The following is a 16,100-nucleotide window of genomic DNA, read 5'->3' as shown; positions in this document are numbered from 1 at the left end:
TTTGCGCGCCAACTAGGCTTCGTCGGTGGTATCCGAGACCTTCCGTTCTGCGGCGCTATCTTCTTCCTGCCGGGCTTTGGCCAGCGCGGAGGCAATGATCCCGGAAGGCAGCGCGACAATCCCCAGTCCGAGAACGAGCACGACGAAGGTAAAAAATCGTCCGCCGGCCGTAATCGGGTAACTGTCCCCATACCCTACGGTGGTCAGCGTGGCAACTGCCCACCACAGACCGTCAAACATGGATGTGAAGACTTCCGGTTGGGCTTCGTGTTCAAAGTAATAGATGCCAACGGCCGCCAGATAGAGCAAAATCAATGCCGTTGCCGCAAACAGGAGCAACTCTTCCTTAGAAATGATCAGCGCCCGGTGGAAGCGTCTCATGGCGCGGCTGTAGCGCGTCAGCTTGAGAATGCGCAGCAAGCGGAGAAACCGCAGTGACCGGAGTGAGCGCAGATCAATGACCAGGCCCAGATAAAAAGGCAAAATGGCCAGTAAGTCCACGATGCCGTAGAAACTGAACAGGTATCTGGCGCGCGACCGCGACCCAATGACCCGGACGAGGTACTCCACCGTAAACAGGCCAACTGAAAACAGCTCAAAGCTTTCGAGCCAAGCTCGCTGCATCGGTGTCAGATTGGGGAGCGTTTCAAGGGCGAAGTCAACCAGCGACAGAAAGATCATGGCTTGGATGAACAGCTCCCAGCGACCGAGATTGAGTTGTCCATCTGCATCGTGGGCCATGGCGTACGTACCAACCTTTGGCTTTTAGCCAGTGGCTTTTAGCCAGCCAGTGTTAGACAGCTAAGCCAAACCACAACACCAGTCCCTTGGCAAAGAACAGGAGCAGCAGACTGGCCTGCACCCCTGCCACAATGTCATCGGCCACAGTTCCAAGCCCGCCACGCAGGGCCTCAAAGTGCTGGGCCGGGTAGGGCTTGATAACATCGCAAAGCCGAAACAGCCCAAAACCACCGATAACCCATGCCTCAAAAGCCCACGGGATATGGGCAAGCATCGGCAGCAGTGGTAGGAACAAATACGCGATCAGTTGTCCGGCAAACTCATCCACAACGACTTCTTTAGGGTCTTTAGCTCCAAAGAAGCGCTCGGCGCGTTCGGCAGCCCATATACCTGAGTAACTCACGGCGGCACAGACGACCAGTCCCCAAATCAGCGTATCGAGCGCAAACGGCTGAAAAAAACCTAGCTTGCCACCGGCATAGTACAGCCCGGCCATCACAGCCGAGCCGGCCGTTCCAGGTGCAATTGGCGAAAAGCCGGAAAAAAAGCCCGTTGCCCAGACCAGCGCGATGTAGTCGCCAAAGGTTTTCGGTGGCACTCGCGGGCGGTCATAGACAACCGCTTTGGTCAAACGCACGGCTAGGCTCCAACCGTCCAATCAGGTCGGCAGGTATTGGATGGATGGCTCGGACGATAGCGCGTTACGTCGCCAGTTGCCAAAACCTCTGCCAGTTGCCGAAAGGTTTCGGAGGCGCTGGGGACGACTTCACTGCCCAGGTCAGGATGATGCCAGGCATCCAGGGTGAGCAACTCGGGCAGGTCTGGTGGAATCCGTCCCCGCAACTCGGCTTCGGTCGCCAGCAAGTCATGGCGGTATCGGGCTGCCAACCAGCGCAGCAGCTCGTCGTCACGCCACCGGCGCCCAAGCGCCAGCGGGCGTCCTTCCGAATCCAAGAGCGGTGACCGGTCTGGGAGTAATACGAGTCGGCCGCGAATACGCACGGTGCGGGCTTCCCGCCGGACGTACTGGCGCTCGTCAAACGTTGGACACTCGTCGCCATCTGAAGTGGGGTGCAGGTAATCCTCCGGGCGCGTGCCCGGCGGTCGCTCCAGACAGTTGCCATAGACGTGCAGGCAGTTGTCAATTGCTGCATGACCAATGCCAAACTCATGACAGCCAAGCGTCTCAATCACCAACGCCCACCGTTCAGCATCCCGGTAAGCGTGCAGGCGCGCGGCGGCCAAGCGAAAGCCCGGCGCATCCAGCATTGGGAACGCCAGGCTTTCAGCACAAGCATCGAGTTGGCTCAAAATCTCGGCGGGTGTCACCCTTCTTTTGCTGGCGTCGGCTTGGCAGCAACGGGTGTCGCCGAACGCGGAAGCGCCTTGTCCGTTTTGCCGTTCGTTCCAGATTCGGCCAACGAGCCAAGGTAAGCCGGCAGCTCAATCCCCGCCTGCCGGGCAATCTCCTGGAGCGGTGGCAAGGCTGAAACGAAGTTCCGAATGAACTGTGATGTCGAACTGCCTTCACCGTTGCCGCCGCCGTCCCAGACGGTGATCTTGTCAATCTTGAGATTGGCAATGGCTTCAACTTGCTTCTCGACCACCGCTTCAAGCTTTTCAAGCAAGATGAGCTTGGCGGCCGTGTCCGGATCATTGCCGCAGGCGCGGATGATGTTGTGGTAACCCTCGGCCTTGGCCAGCAAGAGTTGCTTCATCCCATCGGCATCGGCCTTGTACTTGAGCAACAGCGCATCAGCTTCGCCTTGGGCGACCCGCCGGATGCGTTCGGCCTCGGCATCGGCATCCACTTGCCGCTTGAGTTTTTCGATTTCTTGCCGAACCAGTTCCTCTTTTTCCAACAGGGCCGTTTCGCGCTGGCGCTGGGCGATGAGAATTTCTCGTTCAGCATTGGCTTTGGCCACTTCGGCTCGCTGCTGGGCCGCGGCCTGTCGCTCGGACAACATCGCATTTGACTCGATGACGGCAGCGCGGGAGTTATTTTCCTTGGCAGCCGTTTCAGCTTCGAGTTCGGCAATGGAAATACGCTGCTGGGCTTCCGCGCGCTTGAGACCAACTTCGGCCTCGGCCCGTTCAGCGGCAATATCAATCGTTTTCTTACGTGAGGTCTGCGCTTCTGAAATAGCCGCCTCGGCTTCGAGTTGTGCGGTGGCGATCCGCACCGTCCGTTCGGCTTCTTTTTGTCCTTTTTCAGTTTCAGTCGTTTCAAGGGCAACCTGCACCGTGCGCTCGCGCACGGCCTTGGCTTCGCCTACCGCCCCAAACCGTTCCTGTTCGGCGACTTCAACACGGGCCTTGTTGATGGCTTCAGCCGCGGACTTTTTCCCAATCGCTTCGATGTAGCCAGATGCGTCGGTAATGTCCTTGATGTTGACGTTGATGAGTTGCAAGCCAACCTTATGTAGCTCGGAAGCCACATTGGTGTTGATGTACTTGAGGAACACCTCACGATCACGGTTGATTTCCTCAATGGTCAGCGTAGCGATGACCAGGCGCAGTTGGCCCAGGATGATGTCTTGGGCCTGCTCTTTGATTTGCCGTTCATCAAGGCCCAGCAACCGTTCGGCAGCATTGACCATGACATTTGGGTCGGTTGAGATAGCTACCGTAAAGGTACTCGGCACGTTGACGCGGATGTTTTGCTTCGAGAGCGCCCCCGTCAGATTAATCTCGATTGGCATCGGCTGGAGGCTTAGAAACTGGTAATCCTGAATGACAGGAATAACAAACGCCCCACCCCCGTGAATACACTTGGCGCTCCGTCCGCCGCCAACTTTACCGTAAATCACCAGAATGCGGTTCGACGGACAACGCTTGTATTGATTGACGATAATGGCCACCACAATCAGCACGGCCAGAACCGAAATGCCGATCACGCCCAGCATCAACAGACTGATGTCACCCATGAGAAACCTCCTTGTGGGGTGTGGCTAACGTACGGTCGTCAGTTTTGGCTTCGTTGGAGCGACACACTGCCTCCAGACCGGCGTAGGGACTCAGTAGCGACTCCGGCGCAACCATCAAAACGCCATTGCTCACGCTATGGACAAACACCCGCGACCCAGTCGGGATAGCTTGACCGTCGGTCATTGCGTCCAGGGTGGCAAGCCGCCCTTGGGTTTCAATTTGAATCTGTCCACAGCCTTGCCCATGCGCCGGTATGGTCAAGTACACGGTGCCAAACCGGCCAATCGCGCTGGTTGGTTGGAGCGTACCATCCGACTCAATCCGATAGAGCTGCCGGAGAAGCCAGACTGTCAGTAGAAACGTGACGGCACCGGATCCGAGCGCCATGCCTAGCACGACAAGCGGAGAGAAACGGGTCAGTTGAAAGCACAGCACGCCGCTCCAGCCCGCGACGCCCAACCCGGCCAGAACTGCCTTGAGTCCGCCACCTGGGAGGGTCTCTCCGTCCCCACCACCAAGTAGCCCGACGCTTCCAGCGAAATGCCCGTCGAGATGTCCGTCGAGGCCGTCGAGCAGCGTTCCAACCACGAGCTTGAGCAGCAGGAGACTCGTTGAAAGTATCGCTACGCCCCAGCACAACGACTCAAGCACCGAGGGTAAACCAAACCAGTTGCCTAGCGTCATGGGGCGTCTCCGGGCGTAACGGGCTTGTTTTGGGGAAAATTCGTGACGGTACGCGACGAAACGTGTGAAAATCAACAGTACCTGCATTTGCGTTGGACGGTCAAGCGCGGTGCGTATCATCTGCCGTTCTGGCGACTGGCTCAGTGCGCGCCTGAAAAAAAACCGCCGGGCTGTAACTGCCCGGCGGGTAGTCCAAGTGATGCTCGGTGACGGCCAGCGGCTACGGCGTCAGTCGCACCGAGCCAAGGTAAGCATCCTTACGGTCACTGGTGTTATTTGCGCGTGCCGGTTGGAAGACGTCGTATGGAGCCGGCGGCGAAGACGGCAACACATTGGTTGCGTTGGAGGCCCCGGCAAAAAACAGCACGCCACCGTTTTCACTTACCGGCGCGACCAAGTACGGCGCAATGCTGTAAACCACCTGGATGGGCTGCCCGCCGGTAATAAAGTCGCGTCCGCCCACGTTGACCAAGTTGTGCAAGGTTGCTGGTAAGTTGGTGCCGCCTTCATTCACCGACGAAATCCGGGCCAGAAAACCGCGGCTGGTTGGAACTCCCATCCCACCCGCCGGGTATAGCAAGTCGTCCGCAAAGTTTGGCAACCCTGGGATAACGCCGACCGGCGCAAACAACGTCAAGCTTGGCCCTTCGGAAATACCACCAACATAAACTATGGAGTTGGCGGGGCCGGCAGTGTTGCTGGTGGCCAGGGTCAAGGCGTCGTCATCGCCGGCATCGCCAAGATAGCCAAAGTACTGAAGTGTCCGAGTCGTAAGTACCGGGCCTCCATCCCAACGGATTTGGGCAACAAAGGCATCCCGCCCGCCCTTGTTCGATGTGGAGAGCGCCCCTGTGCCGGCGACACCAACCCCGGTCGTCGTCGAAGTCGTCAGCCCGGCGACATGCACGACATAGCGCGTCTCCATGTCCACTACACGGCGGCGAACTTGAATACCGGTTCCCCAGTCATCCGCCGCACCACCCAAATAGGTTGAGAAATCGCGCATGGGGCCAGTGGTTTCCCTGAAAACAGCCACAAAGGCATCGCTCGTCCCATTGCGTGTGGCTCCGCTTAGCGAACTCGATACCGCGTTGCTTGAACCGTTGATAAAGTCTGTCTCAGGATCAGAAAAGGTCAAGCCGGTCACACCTACCCGCGGGCCACTACTGATAAAAACCGAAATCCCGGAAACCGTGTCATAGTCATTTCCGCCAAAATAAGTCAGATAGCGACGTTGACCGCTGCTTGTATTTATCTCTGGATTGAATCGCCCCAGAAAGCCGTCGGCATCGCCGCCACCATAGGTGCCATCAAACAGCGGAGGACTAGCTGAACCAACCGGCAGATTGCCGGTTGTATCGCCACCCACGACAAATTGGAAATCATCGGTACCGCGCTGCTCCGCGGCGCAAGCCCAGGCGACGTCATCCCCACTGCCGCCAATGTAGGTCGCGTAAGCGACCGGAGAACTCGGTGACGAAGTTATGTTGTCGGCAAGTGGATCGAGGCAGAATGGAAACACCATGGCAAAGGCATCCGCGTTGCCCCCGCCAAACGCCGCTTGAAAGGTGGTAGGGGTTCCACTCCCCAACGCTTGGCGTCCGGTGGGGAAATTGCTGCTGGTAGTGTAACCAACAACAACCGGTCCAATCTGCGGGCGAAAGTAGCTGCCGTCAACCTGTTCTACGCCAGAACTCAGTGCGTTGACGCTGGCACCGGTGCAGACATCATCGCCGCTTCCACCGTAGATAATGACCGCCGCCAATCCGTTTTCCGCGCCGCGGTCATCATACGTGAAACTTGAATTACTGCCGTTGGCAAAGTTATTCCACGGCGCGAAACGCCGCGCAGGCCCAAGGTCAGGCAAGTTGGTTGGAACCGATCCATCCGCTCGGAACTCGAAGCGAGCCACAACGATGTCCACATCCGACGTAGAAAGCGGATTATTCGCGTTCGGACCTGAGCCAACCGGCACAGGAAAGGAGGGACTGAAGGTAGTTCCCGCCACAAAAACAGGGATGGTGTTTGGCGAACTGAACACAGTGCCGCTTGTCGTTGCGCCGCGATTGAAGATGCGGCCCACTGCCACGCCCACGGCCTCATCATCCTGGTCACCGCCGAGGAAGGTTGAATAAAACGGCAGCACTGGATCAATCACCAAGGCCAGATTCCGGTCATACGCACCGACCTCAAAGGCAACCCGGTTGCCGTCCACAACAAACCGCCCGGATACGATCCGTCGTTCACCGGCCACTTCCTGGTAAAGCGTTGGTTTTTGCATCACGACCGTTTGCTGACCGACTAGGCACTGTAAGTTACCTTCACGGTCCAGAGCGAGTCGGTCGGCTCCGTCAAAACTCAGGCAGATGGCGTTTGGATCGGCACCGGGCGAGACGCGAAAATCATAGGTCAGACGCTCATCTTTTGGGTAATAGACCAAGTCAATGCCAGCATAGACATTGTGGTAAACGACTTGCCGATAGAGGGGCACGTGGCTACGCCACTGCGTGCGTTCGCCCTTGCAGTACGCCAGCTTGATCGGACTACGGGCCAGTCCTTCCGAGGCCGCCGGAGGGATGGGTTGCCCGGTCTCACGTTCGACCGGCTGCATGCGCAGCGCCCGATACACCGGACGCGAGGTCGGGACTTTCCGCCACAGTGGATTCTGGGCAGCTTTGCCGGTTGGACGCCAGAGGGGTTCGCGTCCGGCTTCAACCAGCATGCAGGCTTCCGCCCGGTCGGTCAGAAACACCGACCCACCAAACATTTTGTAGCGTACCGGGCCAGCATGCTGCCCGCGATTTTCCTCGAATAACAGACGGCTGCTTTGGTTCTCGGCCGGCGTACTCAGGACGTGTCGGACGGCCGGTTGGGGGGTCGGCCGCGTCGGCTTGGGAAGGTGACGGTCGGCCTGCGCGATAAAGGGCGCAAAGGCAAGGGCAACCGGTGGAACGGCCAGCAGAGCTATCCACCGGCGTAGGCGATACTGGTGTAAAAACCGCTTCATAGGAGATTACCTCGTGGGCTTGTGAGAAATTCCATTCCAGCGTTTGGACTCGGAGATCTGTGCGCTTCTAAGTTGTTGCGCGAGCTTACTGTTCTCGCCCAACGTTGACAAGTGTCCCGCAAGCTCTGTTGAGAAAAGGTGTTTCGTTGCAAGCTAGGTTCTCTGAAGACAGTCGCGCAAAAAGCGCTTTTACTTTTGCTTCGATCTCGTCTCGAACGCAGTTGAAGGCGGCCGGCGGAAGATGCTTGGGGTCAGGAATGCCCCAGTCTTCGTGAATTTCGCCGCGCAGACTCGGACAAGCATCCCCACATCCCATGGTGATGACAGCAGCAAACACAACGGAAGGCAAGGCATCGAGCGATTTGGAGGTGTGCCGCGTGAGGTCGTAGCCCAGTTCAGCCATGGCGGCAATGGCCTTTTCGTTCACCCTACCTGACGGCCGTGAACCAGCGCTATGAATCTCGAAGCCACCGGGGTTATGTATCCGGGCGAACGCTTCCGCCAACTGGCTTCGGCAGGAATTTTCAATACACACAAATACGATGGGCTTTGCCATGAGCGTCTCCGAATGCAGTCTAGGGTTGGTTGACGAGGCATGACTAAATACATCAACGATCCATCAACGCGCTTCCGGTAAGGTCAATGAACCGCCTTGATTGGCCAGGAAGTCTTCCAGCAGGATCGCCGCGGCAACGGCATCTTGCAGAAGCGCCCACCGTTGACGGGGAATGCGGCGCTCGCGTAGCCACGTTTCAGCCGCAACCGAGGTCAATCGCTCATTCCAGGTCACGACCGGGACGGGCGCGGCGCGGCGCAGGGCTTCGACAAACGCCAGGGTAGGAACCGTGGCCTGGTTAGGCGAACCGTCCAACCGACAGGCCAACCCCACGACACAGCGCACGACCTGCTCTTGGGCAACCAGCGCCACGACCCGCGCCACCAATGACTTGCGCGACCCGGTCGGCCAGACCGCCAACGGACGCGCAATGAGGCCCAGCTCATCACAAATCGCCAAACCGGTGCGCTTTGCCCCCCAGTCCACGGCAAGGGTTCGCTGGGAAGGCAGTGGCGCAGGCGCGGCGGTATTGGGTTCTTCCACTTCAGCCGGTGTTCCCGAAACCGGCTGTCGGTCAAAAGGCAGGCTTGACGTCACCACACTGGCTTGTCGCATCGGGGATACCTCACACAGACGACTGATTCTGACACAAATTGACACTCGTGAAAGTCCTCACTAGGCTTGCGCGTCCAAAAGCCACATCGGCTTTGAAGCTGTCAGAAGTTTGAGCTTGTAAGGAGAAAGAATGCGCAATGGATGACGCCTTTCTGGCCCAGCAGCGAGAAAAACTTTTAGAGAAGCGGCGCGAGCTGCGGTTAGCCCTCAATCTCACGACGCAAGAGGAAACCGGCGAGGAAGTCAAAGACCCGCTCGATGCTGCCGTGACCTACGCCAACCGCGAACTTGCCGCGCGCCAGGCCGAACAATATCGCCAGTTGCTGCAAGACGTTGAAGAAGCCCTCGAGCGGATTGCCGACGGCACGTATGGCATCTGTCAGGGGTCGGGCGAGGAAATCCCACGGAAGCGGTTGGAAGCGGTGCCGTGGGCCCGTTACACAGCAGCTTATCAGGAAAAAATCGAGCGTGGCCTCGTCACCGAGTAAATCGTTGGGCATGCCATCCATCGCAGAAAACATCGCCGCCATTCGGGAGCGAATCGCTGCGGCCGCCCGCCGCGCCGGCCGCAACCCCGACGCCGTTACGCTCATTGCCGTGTCCAAAACCAAACCGGTCGCGGCCATTCAAGCGGCAGCCGCGGCAGGCATTCAGGATATTGGTGAAAACCGCGTTCAGGAGGCCTTGACCAAGCTCCCACACAGTCCGCCGGACTTGCGCTGGCATCTGATCGGACACCTCCAAAGCAACAAGGCCAAGCTGGCTGCCGAGCATTTCTACCTCATTCATACCGTGGATTCGCTCGCACTGGCGCAGCGCCTCAACCGTTTGGCTCAGGAACGGGGACGCCCGCAAGCGGTCTTGCTCCAGGTCAGGCTTGGTGACGAAGCGACAAAATCTGGACTGTCCCCGACGGACCTACCCTCCGCTTACGCGGCGGCGCGTGGACTGCCGCATATCCGCATTCAGGGGCTGATGACCATCCCGCCGTTTTGCCCTGACCCGACAGACGCGCGGCCCTACTTTCGTCAACTGCGGCTGCTCCGGGATGCGCTGCTGACCGACTTCCCCGGTGACCAACTGCCGGAGCTGTCCATGGGCATGAGTCACGACTTCGAGGTGGCGATTGAGGAAGGCGCAACCTACATCCGCGTCGGAACAGCCATTTTTGGCGAGCGGTGAAAAACGCGCCCACAAACCGGCTTACATCCGCGCAATCACGGCATGCAGCAAAGGAATGAAGCGGTCAGCAACTTGCCGACCGACTTCCAGTACATCCTCGTGATTGATCGGTTGGTCAAGGACACCGGCCGCCAAATTGGTGATGCACGAAATGCCCAGGACACGCATGCCCATGTGCCGCGCCACAATCGTCTCTGGAACAGTGGACATCCCAACCGCATGCGCGCCAAAACAACGGATCATCCGTATTTCGGCGGGCGTTTCATAGCTCGGACCCAGCAGCGCGGCATACACGCCAGACTTGAGCGGGATGCCGAGCCGCGCGGCTTCCTCACGCGCAATGGCGCGGTAGTCCGGGTCATAGGCGTCGGTCAGGTCTGGGAAGCGCGGCCCGAAGCGTTCGTCATTGAGGCCCTGGAGCGGGTTGGCAGCCATCAGGTTGATATGGTCATCAATCAGCATCAGGTCGCCTGGCGCAAGCGATGGATCAATGCCACCGGCCGCGTTGGTGAGGATGACTTTTTCGATACCGAGCAATTTGGCGATGCGCAAGTAAAACGTCGCTTGCTGGAGCGTGTAGCCCTCGTAGAAATGAAACCGCCCCTGCATGGCGGCGACGCACTTGCCCCCAGTGTAGCCACACACTTGCCGCCCATGGTGACCGACCACCGTCGAGGTTGGAAGATGGGGAATCAACCGGTAGTCCACACGCACCGACTGCTCCAGTGTATCCGCGAATGCGCCCAGCCCAGAACCAAGCACAACCAGAATCTCAGGTACTTTCGGCAGTTTTGATCGAAGAAAATGGGCGGCTTCCAGAGCTTTTTCGTAATTGTCCGTCATGTCATTTTTTTGGCAGTCAGAGTGGTGCGGATGAGACGCTTTCAGAACATAGCACACCGGACGAATCAAATCGTTTGGGCGAGAACGGAGCAATATCACATGGCAGCGGAAGACGCTGCACGAGACAGCGCATGATCTCGGCGGTGATGGGCGTCAGCAAAATGCCGTTCCGGTAGTGTCCCGTTGCGCAAAACAGCCCAGTGACATCAGTCGCGCCGATGAGTGGCAGATCGTCGGTGGCCAGGGGGCGTAGCCCAGCCCAAGTTTCGCCCAGCGGCGCACGCGCCAAACCCGGCGCAATAGCAAGCGCACCGGAGAGCAGAGCCGCTATACCACCGGCCGTAACCTGCTTTTCATAACCGACATCCTCGACAGTTGCGCCGATGACAAGCCGGCCATCCCGGCGCGGTACCAGATACACCCGCGGCGTCCGAATGACATGCCGCACCTTGGCCTGGATTGGCATCTGGAGCGCTACCATTTGGCCGCGAATCGGACGGACAGCACCCGCTGGCAGCCGTAACAGCGTGGGGGACATCCGCGCCGCCCAACTCCCGGCAGCGTTGATCACCACCGGAGACGACCAACGCTCACCGTGGGCTTCAACCCCAACAACCCGTCCATCCGCAACCACCAGTTCGAGGTTTTCGCAATGGCACACGATGTTCACTCCGGCCGCCGTCACGGCCGCAACCAACGCCTGCGTCAGACGGCGGTTCTCAACTTGCCAGTCATCCGGTAGGTAGAGTCCCCCGGCACAACCGGCCAGCAGCGGCTCAACCGTTCGGATGTCGGACGGAGACAGCCACTCGGCATGACAACCGGCCGCCGTTTGCCAAGCCAACTTGGACTGCAAGGCCGCCACGTCCGTTTCTTGTTCAGCCAGAAGGAGCGTTCCAGCCGGGCACAGCTCGGCGTCTATCCTGGTTTCCTCCCAGAGCGCGGCCACAAAGTCGGCATAGAGCGACCGGCTGGCGAGGCAGAGGTCAAACAGTGGTCCGGGCGCGTCGGCCTCAGATTGTGGGGCCAGCATCCCGGCTGCGGCCCAGGACGCCTCCCCACCAGGTTGCGCATTTCGTTCAAAAACAGTCACGCGCAAGCCATCCCGCGCCAGCGCCCGCGCAATGGCCAGCCCGATCACCCCGCCGCCAATCACAACGGCATCACTGGTTGCGGTCATTTCAGGTTCGCCATGTAGTCAGTGACCTTGATTTCACCGGTCATGATTTTTTGCCGCGCGGCTTCAACTTCGCGCAGGACCTCGTCCGACACGAGTGGGCGGTTGTAGTCGTCGAGCGCGTACGCGATGCCGTCGTTTTCCAACCCGTAGGCGTGCAGACCACCGCGAAACCGTTTCTCCAGCGCTTCCTGGATGATGGTGTACACGGCCACATCCACCCGCTTGACCATGCTGGTCAGCACAAAACCGGGCTTGACCCAGTTCTGATTGGCGTCAACGCCAATTGCCAGCTTCCGGTTTTCCTCGGCTGCGTCAAACACGCCAATGCCGGAGTTGCCAGCCGCTTGAAAAACGACATCGGCGCCGGCTTCGTACTGGGCCGTGGCCAGCTCCTTGCCCTTCCCCGGATTGTTCCATGCGGCATCGGTGATCCCGACAAAGTTCTTCAGGATTGTGATATTCGGATTGACGTAACGTGCGCCTTCCTCGTAACCGGTCGCAAACTTACGAATGAGAGGAATGTCCATGCCACCAACAAAGCCGATTTTGCCGGTTTGGCTGGCCCGGGCCGCCATCATGCCCACCAGGAAGCTGCCTTCGTGTTCCTTGAATACCAGCGACGCGACGTTGGGCAAATCCACGACCGAGTCCACGATGGCGAAGTGGATGTTTGGATATTCCTTGGCAACGGCCGCCAGTACCGGCCCCTGCGCAAAACCAATCCCAATGATGAGGTCGTAGCCGCGCTCGGCAAAGGCCCGCATGCACGGTTCGAGGTTGTTTGGCTCGCCAGGTTCGGCATGGCGCAGCACGATAGGCAAGGTCTGTTTCGCGCGTTTAGCGCCTTCCCAAGCGGCGGCATTGAACGACTTGTCATCCTTTCCGCCAATATCAAAAACCAATCCGACCCGCAGCTTTCCAGACTCATCGCGTGGAACCCGGCTGCCACAGCCGATGGAGACGAACCAGGCCAAAACGATGGACAGAACAACACCCAGCCTCGTGCGCCACATCATTCCCTCAGTCACGCATCCTTTGTCGCTAAACGTAGTTCGTGCTGATCGCCATCAGGCGTTCCCGAATAGCTGACCCGCCAACGCATCATAGGTTTGGTCAAACGGACAGGCGGCCGTGCACTGCCGACACCACGTGCCATCCGTATATTTCTCGATATTTTGGCGATTGAAATAGTAGGGCTTACTGGAAAAGGTTGACGCCACCCACTGCCACGAAAGCGCGTTTGGCGGGGGGTTGCCATCCAGCAGGTGCGCAAAAAACAGTCGCTCTCCAACCGACCAGTGAACGCGGCGATGGTGAATCAAATAGGCAGCGAACCACATTCGCGCATGGTTGTGCAGGTAGCCGGTCGCGTATAGCTCACGCAGGGCTTCGTCCATGCACACCAACCCCGTCTCGGCGCGCGCAACGTCATCCGGGAGCGTTTCCTGCCAGACCGGCGGTGGAAATTTGTAGTCTTCAATATCGGCGTAAATCTCATCGCCTAGCCCGGCATAGACCTCTTGCCAAAACTGATGCCAGGCAAGTTCAAAGACAAATTTGTAGATGCTTTCTCCGACTCGGCCAAAGCGCGCAAAAACCGCATCACGAACTTCGCGCAACGTCATCACGCCATGGCGAATGTACGGGGACATCCGCGAAACATGGCCGCGAGTCACGTGATTGCGCGAAGCGTAGCGGCGCACATCAAAGTTACTGAGTTGACGTTCAGCGGCCGCGCGCCCACCCTCAATCGGCGAGATGGTTGGCTCACCTTCGTAACACCCGTCCAGCGCCTCGGCCAGGTAGGCGCGCATGGCCTCCCGCGAGCGGCGCGTCACGTCAAGCTTCATGGTTCACTCCACGGAACCCCAGATTTCCGACGAAAGCTCCGCTCGGATGACTCACGCCGCTTTTGGAAGCTGCGTCTTGGGTATCGCGCGGTGCGCCTGCTTGGCCTCGCCTTTGAGCAGCTCCAGCGCGCGCTTGAGGATGGTATCTTCACTTGGGGGTGTTACCTTCTTGGGTTCCTCAGGTGTCTCGGCCGGTGACGGCGCGTCGGCGTCTATGTCAGGTAGCGACGGTTCAACAGATGCAACTTTGACTTCCACCGAGGGCTTGACCGGCTCTTCCATGAATGACTTGCCGGTTGCCGGGGCGTAGCGAAGTGTCGTCAACAACAGCGCTGAACCGTCACGTAGCGGAAACAATGCCTGCTGCGAGCCGGCGCCAAATGTTTTCTCACCGACGATTTCGCCACGCTGGTTATCCCGAATCGCGGCCGCGATGACTTCCGCCGGCCCAGCCGTCGAACGGTCAGTCAAAACGATCACCTTGCCGTTGAACATCGTCGCCCCTGGCTGCACCATCACGGTCGTCACCGCATTGCCTGCGCCCAGCGTCCGCGCCACGACGCCAGACGACACAAACATACTGGCCAGCGCCACGCCTTCCGCCAACTCGCCGTGCGCCGATTCGCGTAGGTCAAGTAACAATTTCTGAGCGCCGCGCTGCTGGAGCTGCCGTATCGCGGCCGCGACCTGCTCGGCTTTCCCCTTGGTCAGCAAGCCAACCTTGATATATCCGGTATCCGGTGATTCCATCCGCGACTCAACGACAGACTGGAACGGCCCAGCTTTGAGCGTGTGCTTTTCTCCTTTTGAAAGCCCCGGACGCAACACCGTCACCTCGACGGGGCGACCGTCAGGCACATTCACAAGCAAATCCATGATCTCGTACAAGCTTACATCCCGCGTCGCCACCGTATTGACATACTCGATGAAGTCACCGGTTTTGACACCCGCCTGGGCCGCCGGCGAGCCAGGCACCACGGCGACGACATAGGCAAAGCCCGCATACTTTGAAACAACCATCCCAAAGGGGACGGCCGCCATGGTTTCCGGTTTGAAGCGCGTGGCCTGCTCCGGCGAGAGATAGGCACAGTAGGGGTCAAGTCCGTCGGCCAGACCGCGGAGCGCGCCAATCCGCACCTTCCCAAGGTCAGGCTCGTCCACGTAGTCGTTGGCAATGCGCTTGACGACTTCATTGAAAATCTTGAGCTGGACGTACGGATTTCCCTTCGCCACGGCACTGGTGCGACGGGCCAGCAAACCGCCAACCACGGCATACAGGGCAAGCATCGTCGAGAGGGCAAGCAGAGCGAGTTTGGCTTTGAACGACATGGGCTTAAGGCTCGAAGGCGAGAGTTGAGAATCCACTGTTTAGTGACGGCGAGCCATCATCCGGCCCGGTTGGTCACTCACTTGAAAACGTTGCGTAATAACCTTCGCGGGCCGTCACTGTCAAACCTGGAAGGCCTTTCGGCGCATTGAGCTTGACCTTGAGCTTCCGCCAGCGTTGTTTGTCATTTGATTTCAGGCTCACGGGAATGGTGGCCAGACTGGTCGGTGTGTAACCAATACCATACTGGTGGCGTAGCTCGACGGCAATCCGGGTGATGATTTCTTGTAACTCAACTTGGCTATTCGGGAAAAAAGCCCGCCCGCCGGTGAGTCGCGCCAGTTCATCCAAAATGGCGCGTCCTTGTAGATCGAGTGACGTATCGTTGAAGGCCGTGGCAATGCCGATAGCGTAGATTTGCACATCGGCTTCCCGCACCAACTGCCGCACTTCACGAAACGTATAGCGGCTGCTGTTGTCCTGGCCGTCGCTGATGATCACGAGGGCCCGCCGCCCATGACGGCCTTCCTTGAGCTTTTCAACGCCAATGTAAACCGCATCGTAAAGCGCAGTTTGCCCACGGGCCTCAGCCAACATCACCGCCCCGGTGATTCGCTCTGGATTGGGTGTGTAATCCATCATGAGCTTGGCCTGATTGTTGAAGCCAACCAGGAAAAACTCATCCTCATCATGGCAGGCGTCGAGAAACTTGCGAAGGGCAACATTGGAGCGGTTGAGCCGCCCACGCATACTGCCCGACATGTCAAACACGATGCCTATCGAGACCGGCGCATCCTCATCGCTGAAAAACTCGATGGTTTGCTTGACGTTATCTTCGTAGATTTCAAAGTGTTCGGCATCGAGTCCGGTCACGAAGCGCCCCTGAGCATCAGTGACGCTTACGTTCAGGGTGACTAGGTTGGTCGTGGTCTTGACGACTGGGGTTTCATCCGAGCGCGGTGGGGTAGTTGGTTGCTGCGCCAGGCAGACCGGTGAGCTGGCCGCCAGCCCGAGAAGAACCGTAACAGTCCGAATAACAGTCAATAATCGGTTTTGCATAAGCGCCAGACCTCGTAAGCATCGGGGGGCGAACACAGCGCGCAACTATGCACTTACCGGCCGGGGCGAATCGCCACCGCGCTCAGTAAGGTGATTCATTGTAAGGTTGTACGCAGCGACGCGCAAGA

The 16,100-nt window shown here is 58.7% G+C and carries 16 protein-coding genes; 2 read left to right on the top strand and 14 right to left on the bottom strand.

Going from position 1 to position 16,100, the window contains the following annotated elements; all coding sequences use genetic code 11:
- Positions 1-12: 12 nt before the first annotated feature.
- The 8 genes from J8C06_RS04660 to ruvX all read right to left on the bottom strand — a co-directional run bounded on the left by J8C06_RS04660 (position 13) and on the right by ruvX (position 8,531).
- Positions 13-741 carry an ion transporter gene (locus tag J8C06_RS04660; protein WP_211429618.1) on the bottom strand — a complete coding sequence of 243 codons (729 nt, stop codon included), beginning with the start codon at positions 739-741 and terminating at the stop codon, positions 13-15.
- 52 nt (positions 742-793) lie between these two features.
- On the bottom strand, positions 794-1,378 hold the full coding sequence (locus J8C06_RS04655; protein WP_211429617.1) for a phosphatidylglycerophosphatase A family protein: 585 nt from the start codon (positions 1,376-1,378) through the stop codon (positions 794-796).
- 2 nt (positions 1,379-1,380) lie between these two features.
- A complete protein-coding gene (locus J8C06_RS04650) occupies positions 1,381-2,070 on the bottom strand; it encodes a DUF7003 family protein (RefSeq protein ID WP_211429616.1) in 690 nt (229 codons plus the stop codon).
- Positions 2,067-3,668 carry a flotillin family protein gene (locus J8C06_RS04645; RefSeq protein ID WP_246602088.1) on the bottom strand — a complete coding sequence of 534 codons (1,602 nt, stop codon included), beginning with the start codon at positions 3,666-3,668 and terminating at the stop codon, positions 2,067-2,069. Before J8C06_RS04645 ends, J8C06_RS04650 begins: the two co-directional genes overlap by 4 nt.
- Positions 3,661-4,353, bottom strand: a complete 693-nt coding sequence (locus J8C06_RS04640; protein ID WP_211429615.1) for an NfeD family protein — start codon at positions 4,351-4,353, stop codon at positions 3,661-3,663. The genes J8C06_RS04645 and J8C06_RS04640 overlap by 8 nt, the downstream gene beginning before the upstream one ends.
- 220 nt (positions 4,354-4,573) lie before the next feature.
- Positions 4,574-7,360 (bottom strand): DUF7948 domain-containing protein, encoded by a 2,787-nt coding sequence (locus J8C06_RS04635; RefSeq protein ID WP_211429614.1) that lies wholly within the window; start codon positions 7,358-7,360, stop codon positions 4,574-4,576.
- Between the two features lie 85 nt (positions 7,361-7,445).
- On the bottom strand, positions 7,446-7,916 hold the full coding sequence (locus tag J8C06_RS04630) for an arsenate reductase ArsC (RefSeq protein ID WP_211429613.1): 471 nt from the start codon (positions 7,914-7,916) through the stop codon (positions 7,446-7,448).
- A 63-nt stretch (positions 7,917-7,979) separates the two neighbouring features.
- The gene (gene ruvX, locus J8C06_RS04625) at positions 7,980-8,531 is read right to left on the bottom strand and encodes a Holliday junction resolvase RuvX (RefSeq protein ID WP_211429612.1); all 552 of its coding nucleotides are present in this window, start codon (positions 8,529-8,531) and stop codon (positions 7,980-7,982) included.
- Positions 8,532-8,668: 137 nt separating this feature from the next.
- Here ruvX and J8C06_RS04620 point away from each other — a divergent pair, with 137 nt between their 5' ends.
- Entirely contained in the window at positions 8,669-9,019 is a 351-nt protein-coding gene (locus J8C06_RS04620) for a TraR/DksA family transcriptional regulator (protein WP_211429611.1), read from the top strand.
- A 10-nt stretch (positions 9,020-9,029) separates the two neighbouring features.
- Entirely contained in the window at positions 9,030-9,713 is a 684-nt protein-coding gene (locus J8C06_RS04615; protein WP_211429610.1) for a YggS family pyridoxal phosphate-dependent enzyme, read from the top strand.
- A 21-nt stretch (positions 9,714-9,734) separates the two neighbouring features.
- On the opposite strand, the gene J8C06_RS04610 is transcribed toward J8C06_RS04615, so the two are convergent.
- From J8C06_RS04610 to J8C06_RS04585, 6 genes are all read right to left on the bottom strand, one after another.
- Positions 9,735-10,556 (bottom strand): purine-nucleoside phosphorylase, encoded by an 822-nt coding sequence (locus tag J8C06_RS04610; protein WP_211429609.1) that lies wholly within the window; start codon positions 10,554-10,556, stop codon positions 9,735-9,737.
- A 16-nt stretch (positions 10,557-10,572) separates the two neighbouring features.
- Positions 10,573-11,736 (bottom strand): glycine oxidase ThiO, encoded by a 1,164-nt coding sequence (gene thiO, locus J8C06_RS04605; protein ID WP_211429608.1) that lies wholly within the window; start codon positions 11,734-11,736, stop codon positions 10,573-10,575.
- Positions 11,733-12,752 carry a BMP family lipoprotein gene (locus J8C06_RS04600; RefSeq protein WP_211429607.1) on the bottom strand — a complete coding sequence of 340 codons (1,020 nt, stop codon included), beginning with the start codon at positions 12,750-12,752 and terminating at the stop codon, positions 11,733-11,735. The genes thiO and J8C06_RS04600 overlap by 4 nt, the downstream gene beginning before the upstream one ends.
- Before the next feature lie 51 nt (positions 12,753-12,803).
- Entirely contained in the window at positions 12,804-13,586 is a 783-nt protein-coding gene (locus J8C06_RS04595) for an FAD-binding domain-containing protein (protein WP_211429606.1), read from the bottom strand.
- A gap of 51 nt (positions 13,587-13,637) precedes the next feature.
- Positions 13,638-14,915, bottom strand: a complete 1,278-nt coding sequence (locus tag J8C06_RS04590) for a S41 family peptidase (RefSeq protein WP_211429605.1) — start codon at positions 14,913-14,915, stop codon at positions 13,638-13,640.
- A 73-nt stretch (positions 14,916-14,988) separates the two neighbouring features.
- Positions 14,989-15,972: a VWA domain-containing protein gene (locus J8C06_RS04585; RefSeq protein ID WP_211429604.1), complete on the bottom strand. Its 984-nt coding sequence runs from the start codon at positions 15,970-15,972 to the stop codon at positions 14,989-14,991.
- Between the last annotated feature and the right edge of the window lie 128 nt (positions 15,973-16,100).

Source organism: Chloracidobacterium validum (assembly GCF_018304825.1).
Lineage (GTDB): Bacteria > Acidobacteriota > Blastocatellia > Chloracidobacteriales > Chloracidobacteriaceae > Chloracidobacterium > Chloracidobacterium validum.
This window is presented reverse-complemented; position numbering and strand designations above follow the sequence as displayed.

Excerpts from the sequence above, each read along its gene's own strand:
- J8C06_RS04660 (WP_211429618.1), bottom strand. The coding sequence starts at position 741 with ATGGCCCACGATGCAGATGGACAACTCAATCTCGGTCGCTGGGAGCTG.
- J8C06_RS04645 (WP_246602088.1), bottom strand. The coding sequence starts at position 3,668 with ATGGGTGACATCAGTCTGTTGATGCTGGGCGTGATCGGCATTTCGGTT.
- J8C06_RS04640 (WP_211429615.1), bottom strand. The coding sequence starts at position 4,353 with ATGACGCTAGGCAACTGGTTTGGTTTACCCTCGGTGCTTGAGTCGTTG.
- J8C06_RS04635 (WP_211429614.1), bottom strand. The coding sequence starts at position 7,360 with ATGAAGCGGTTTTTACACCAGTATCGCCTACGCCGGTGGATAGCTCTG.
- J8C06_RS04630 (WP_211429613.1), bottom strand. The coding sequence starts at position 7,916 with ATGGCAAAGCCCATCGTATTTGTGTGTATTGAAAATTCCTGCCGAAGC.
- ruvX (WP_211429612.1), bottom strand. The coding sequence starts at position 8,531 with ATGCGACAAGCCAGTGTGGTGACGTCAAGCCTGCCTTTTGACCGACAG.
- J8C06_RS04620 (WP_211429611.1), top strand. The coding sequence starts at position 8,669 with ATGGATGACGCCTTTCTGGCCCAGCAGCGAGAAAAACTTTTAGAGAAG.
- J8C06_RS04615 (WP_211429610.1), top strand. The coding sequence starts at position 9,030 with ATGCCATCCATCGCAGAAAACATCGCCGCCATTCGGGAGCGAATCGCT.
- J8C06_RS04610 (WP_211429609.1), bottom strand. The coding sequence starts at position 10,556 with ATGACGGACAATTACGAAAAAGCTCTGGAAGCCGCCCATTTTCTTCGA.
- thiO (WP_211429608.1), bottom strand. The coding sequence starts at position 11,736 with ATGACCGCAACCAGTGATGCCGTTGTGATTGGCGGCGGGGTGATCGGG.
- J8C06_RS04600 (WP_211429607.1), bottom strand. The coding sequence starts at position 12,752 with ATGATGTGGCGCACGAGGCTGGGTGTTGTTCTGTCCATCGTTTTGGCC.
- J8C06_RS04595 (WP_211429606.1), bottom strand. The coding sequence starts at position 13,586 with ATGAAGCTTGACGTGACGCGCCGCTCGCGGGAGGCCATGCGCGCCTAC.
- J8C06_RS04590 (WP_211429605.1), bottom strand. The coding sequence starts at position 14,915 with ATGTCGTTCAAAGCCAAACTCGCTCTGCTTGCCCTCTCGACGATGCTT.
- J8C06_RS04585 (WP_211429604.1), bottom strand. The coding sequence starts at position 15,972 with ATGCAAAACCGATTATTGACTGTTATTCGGACTGTTACGGTTCTTCTC.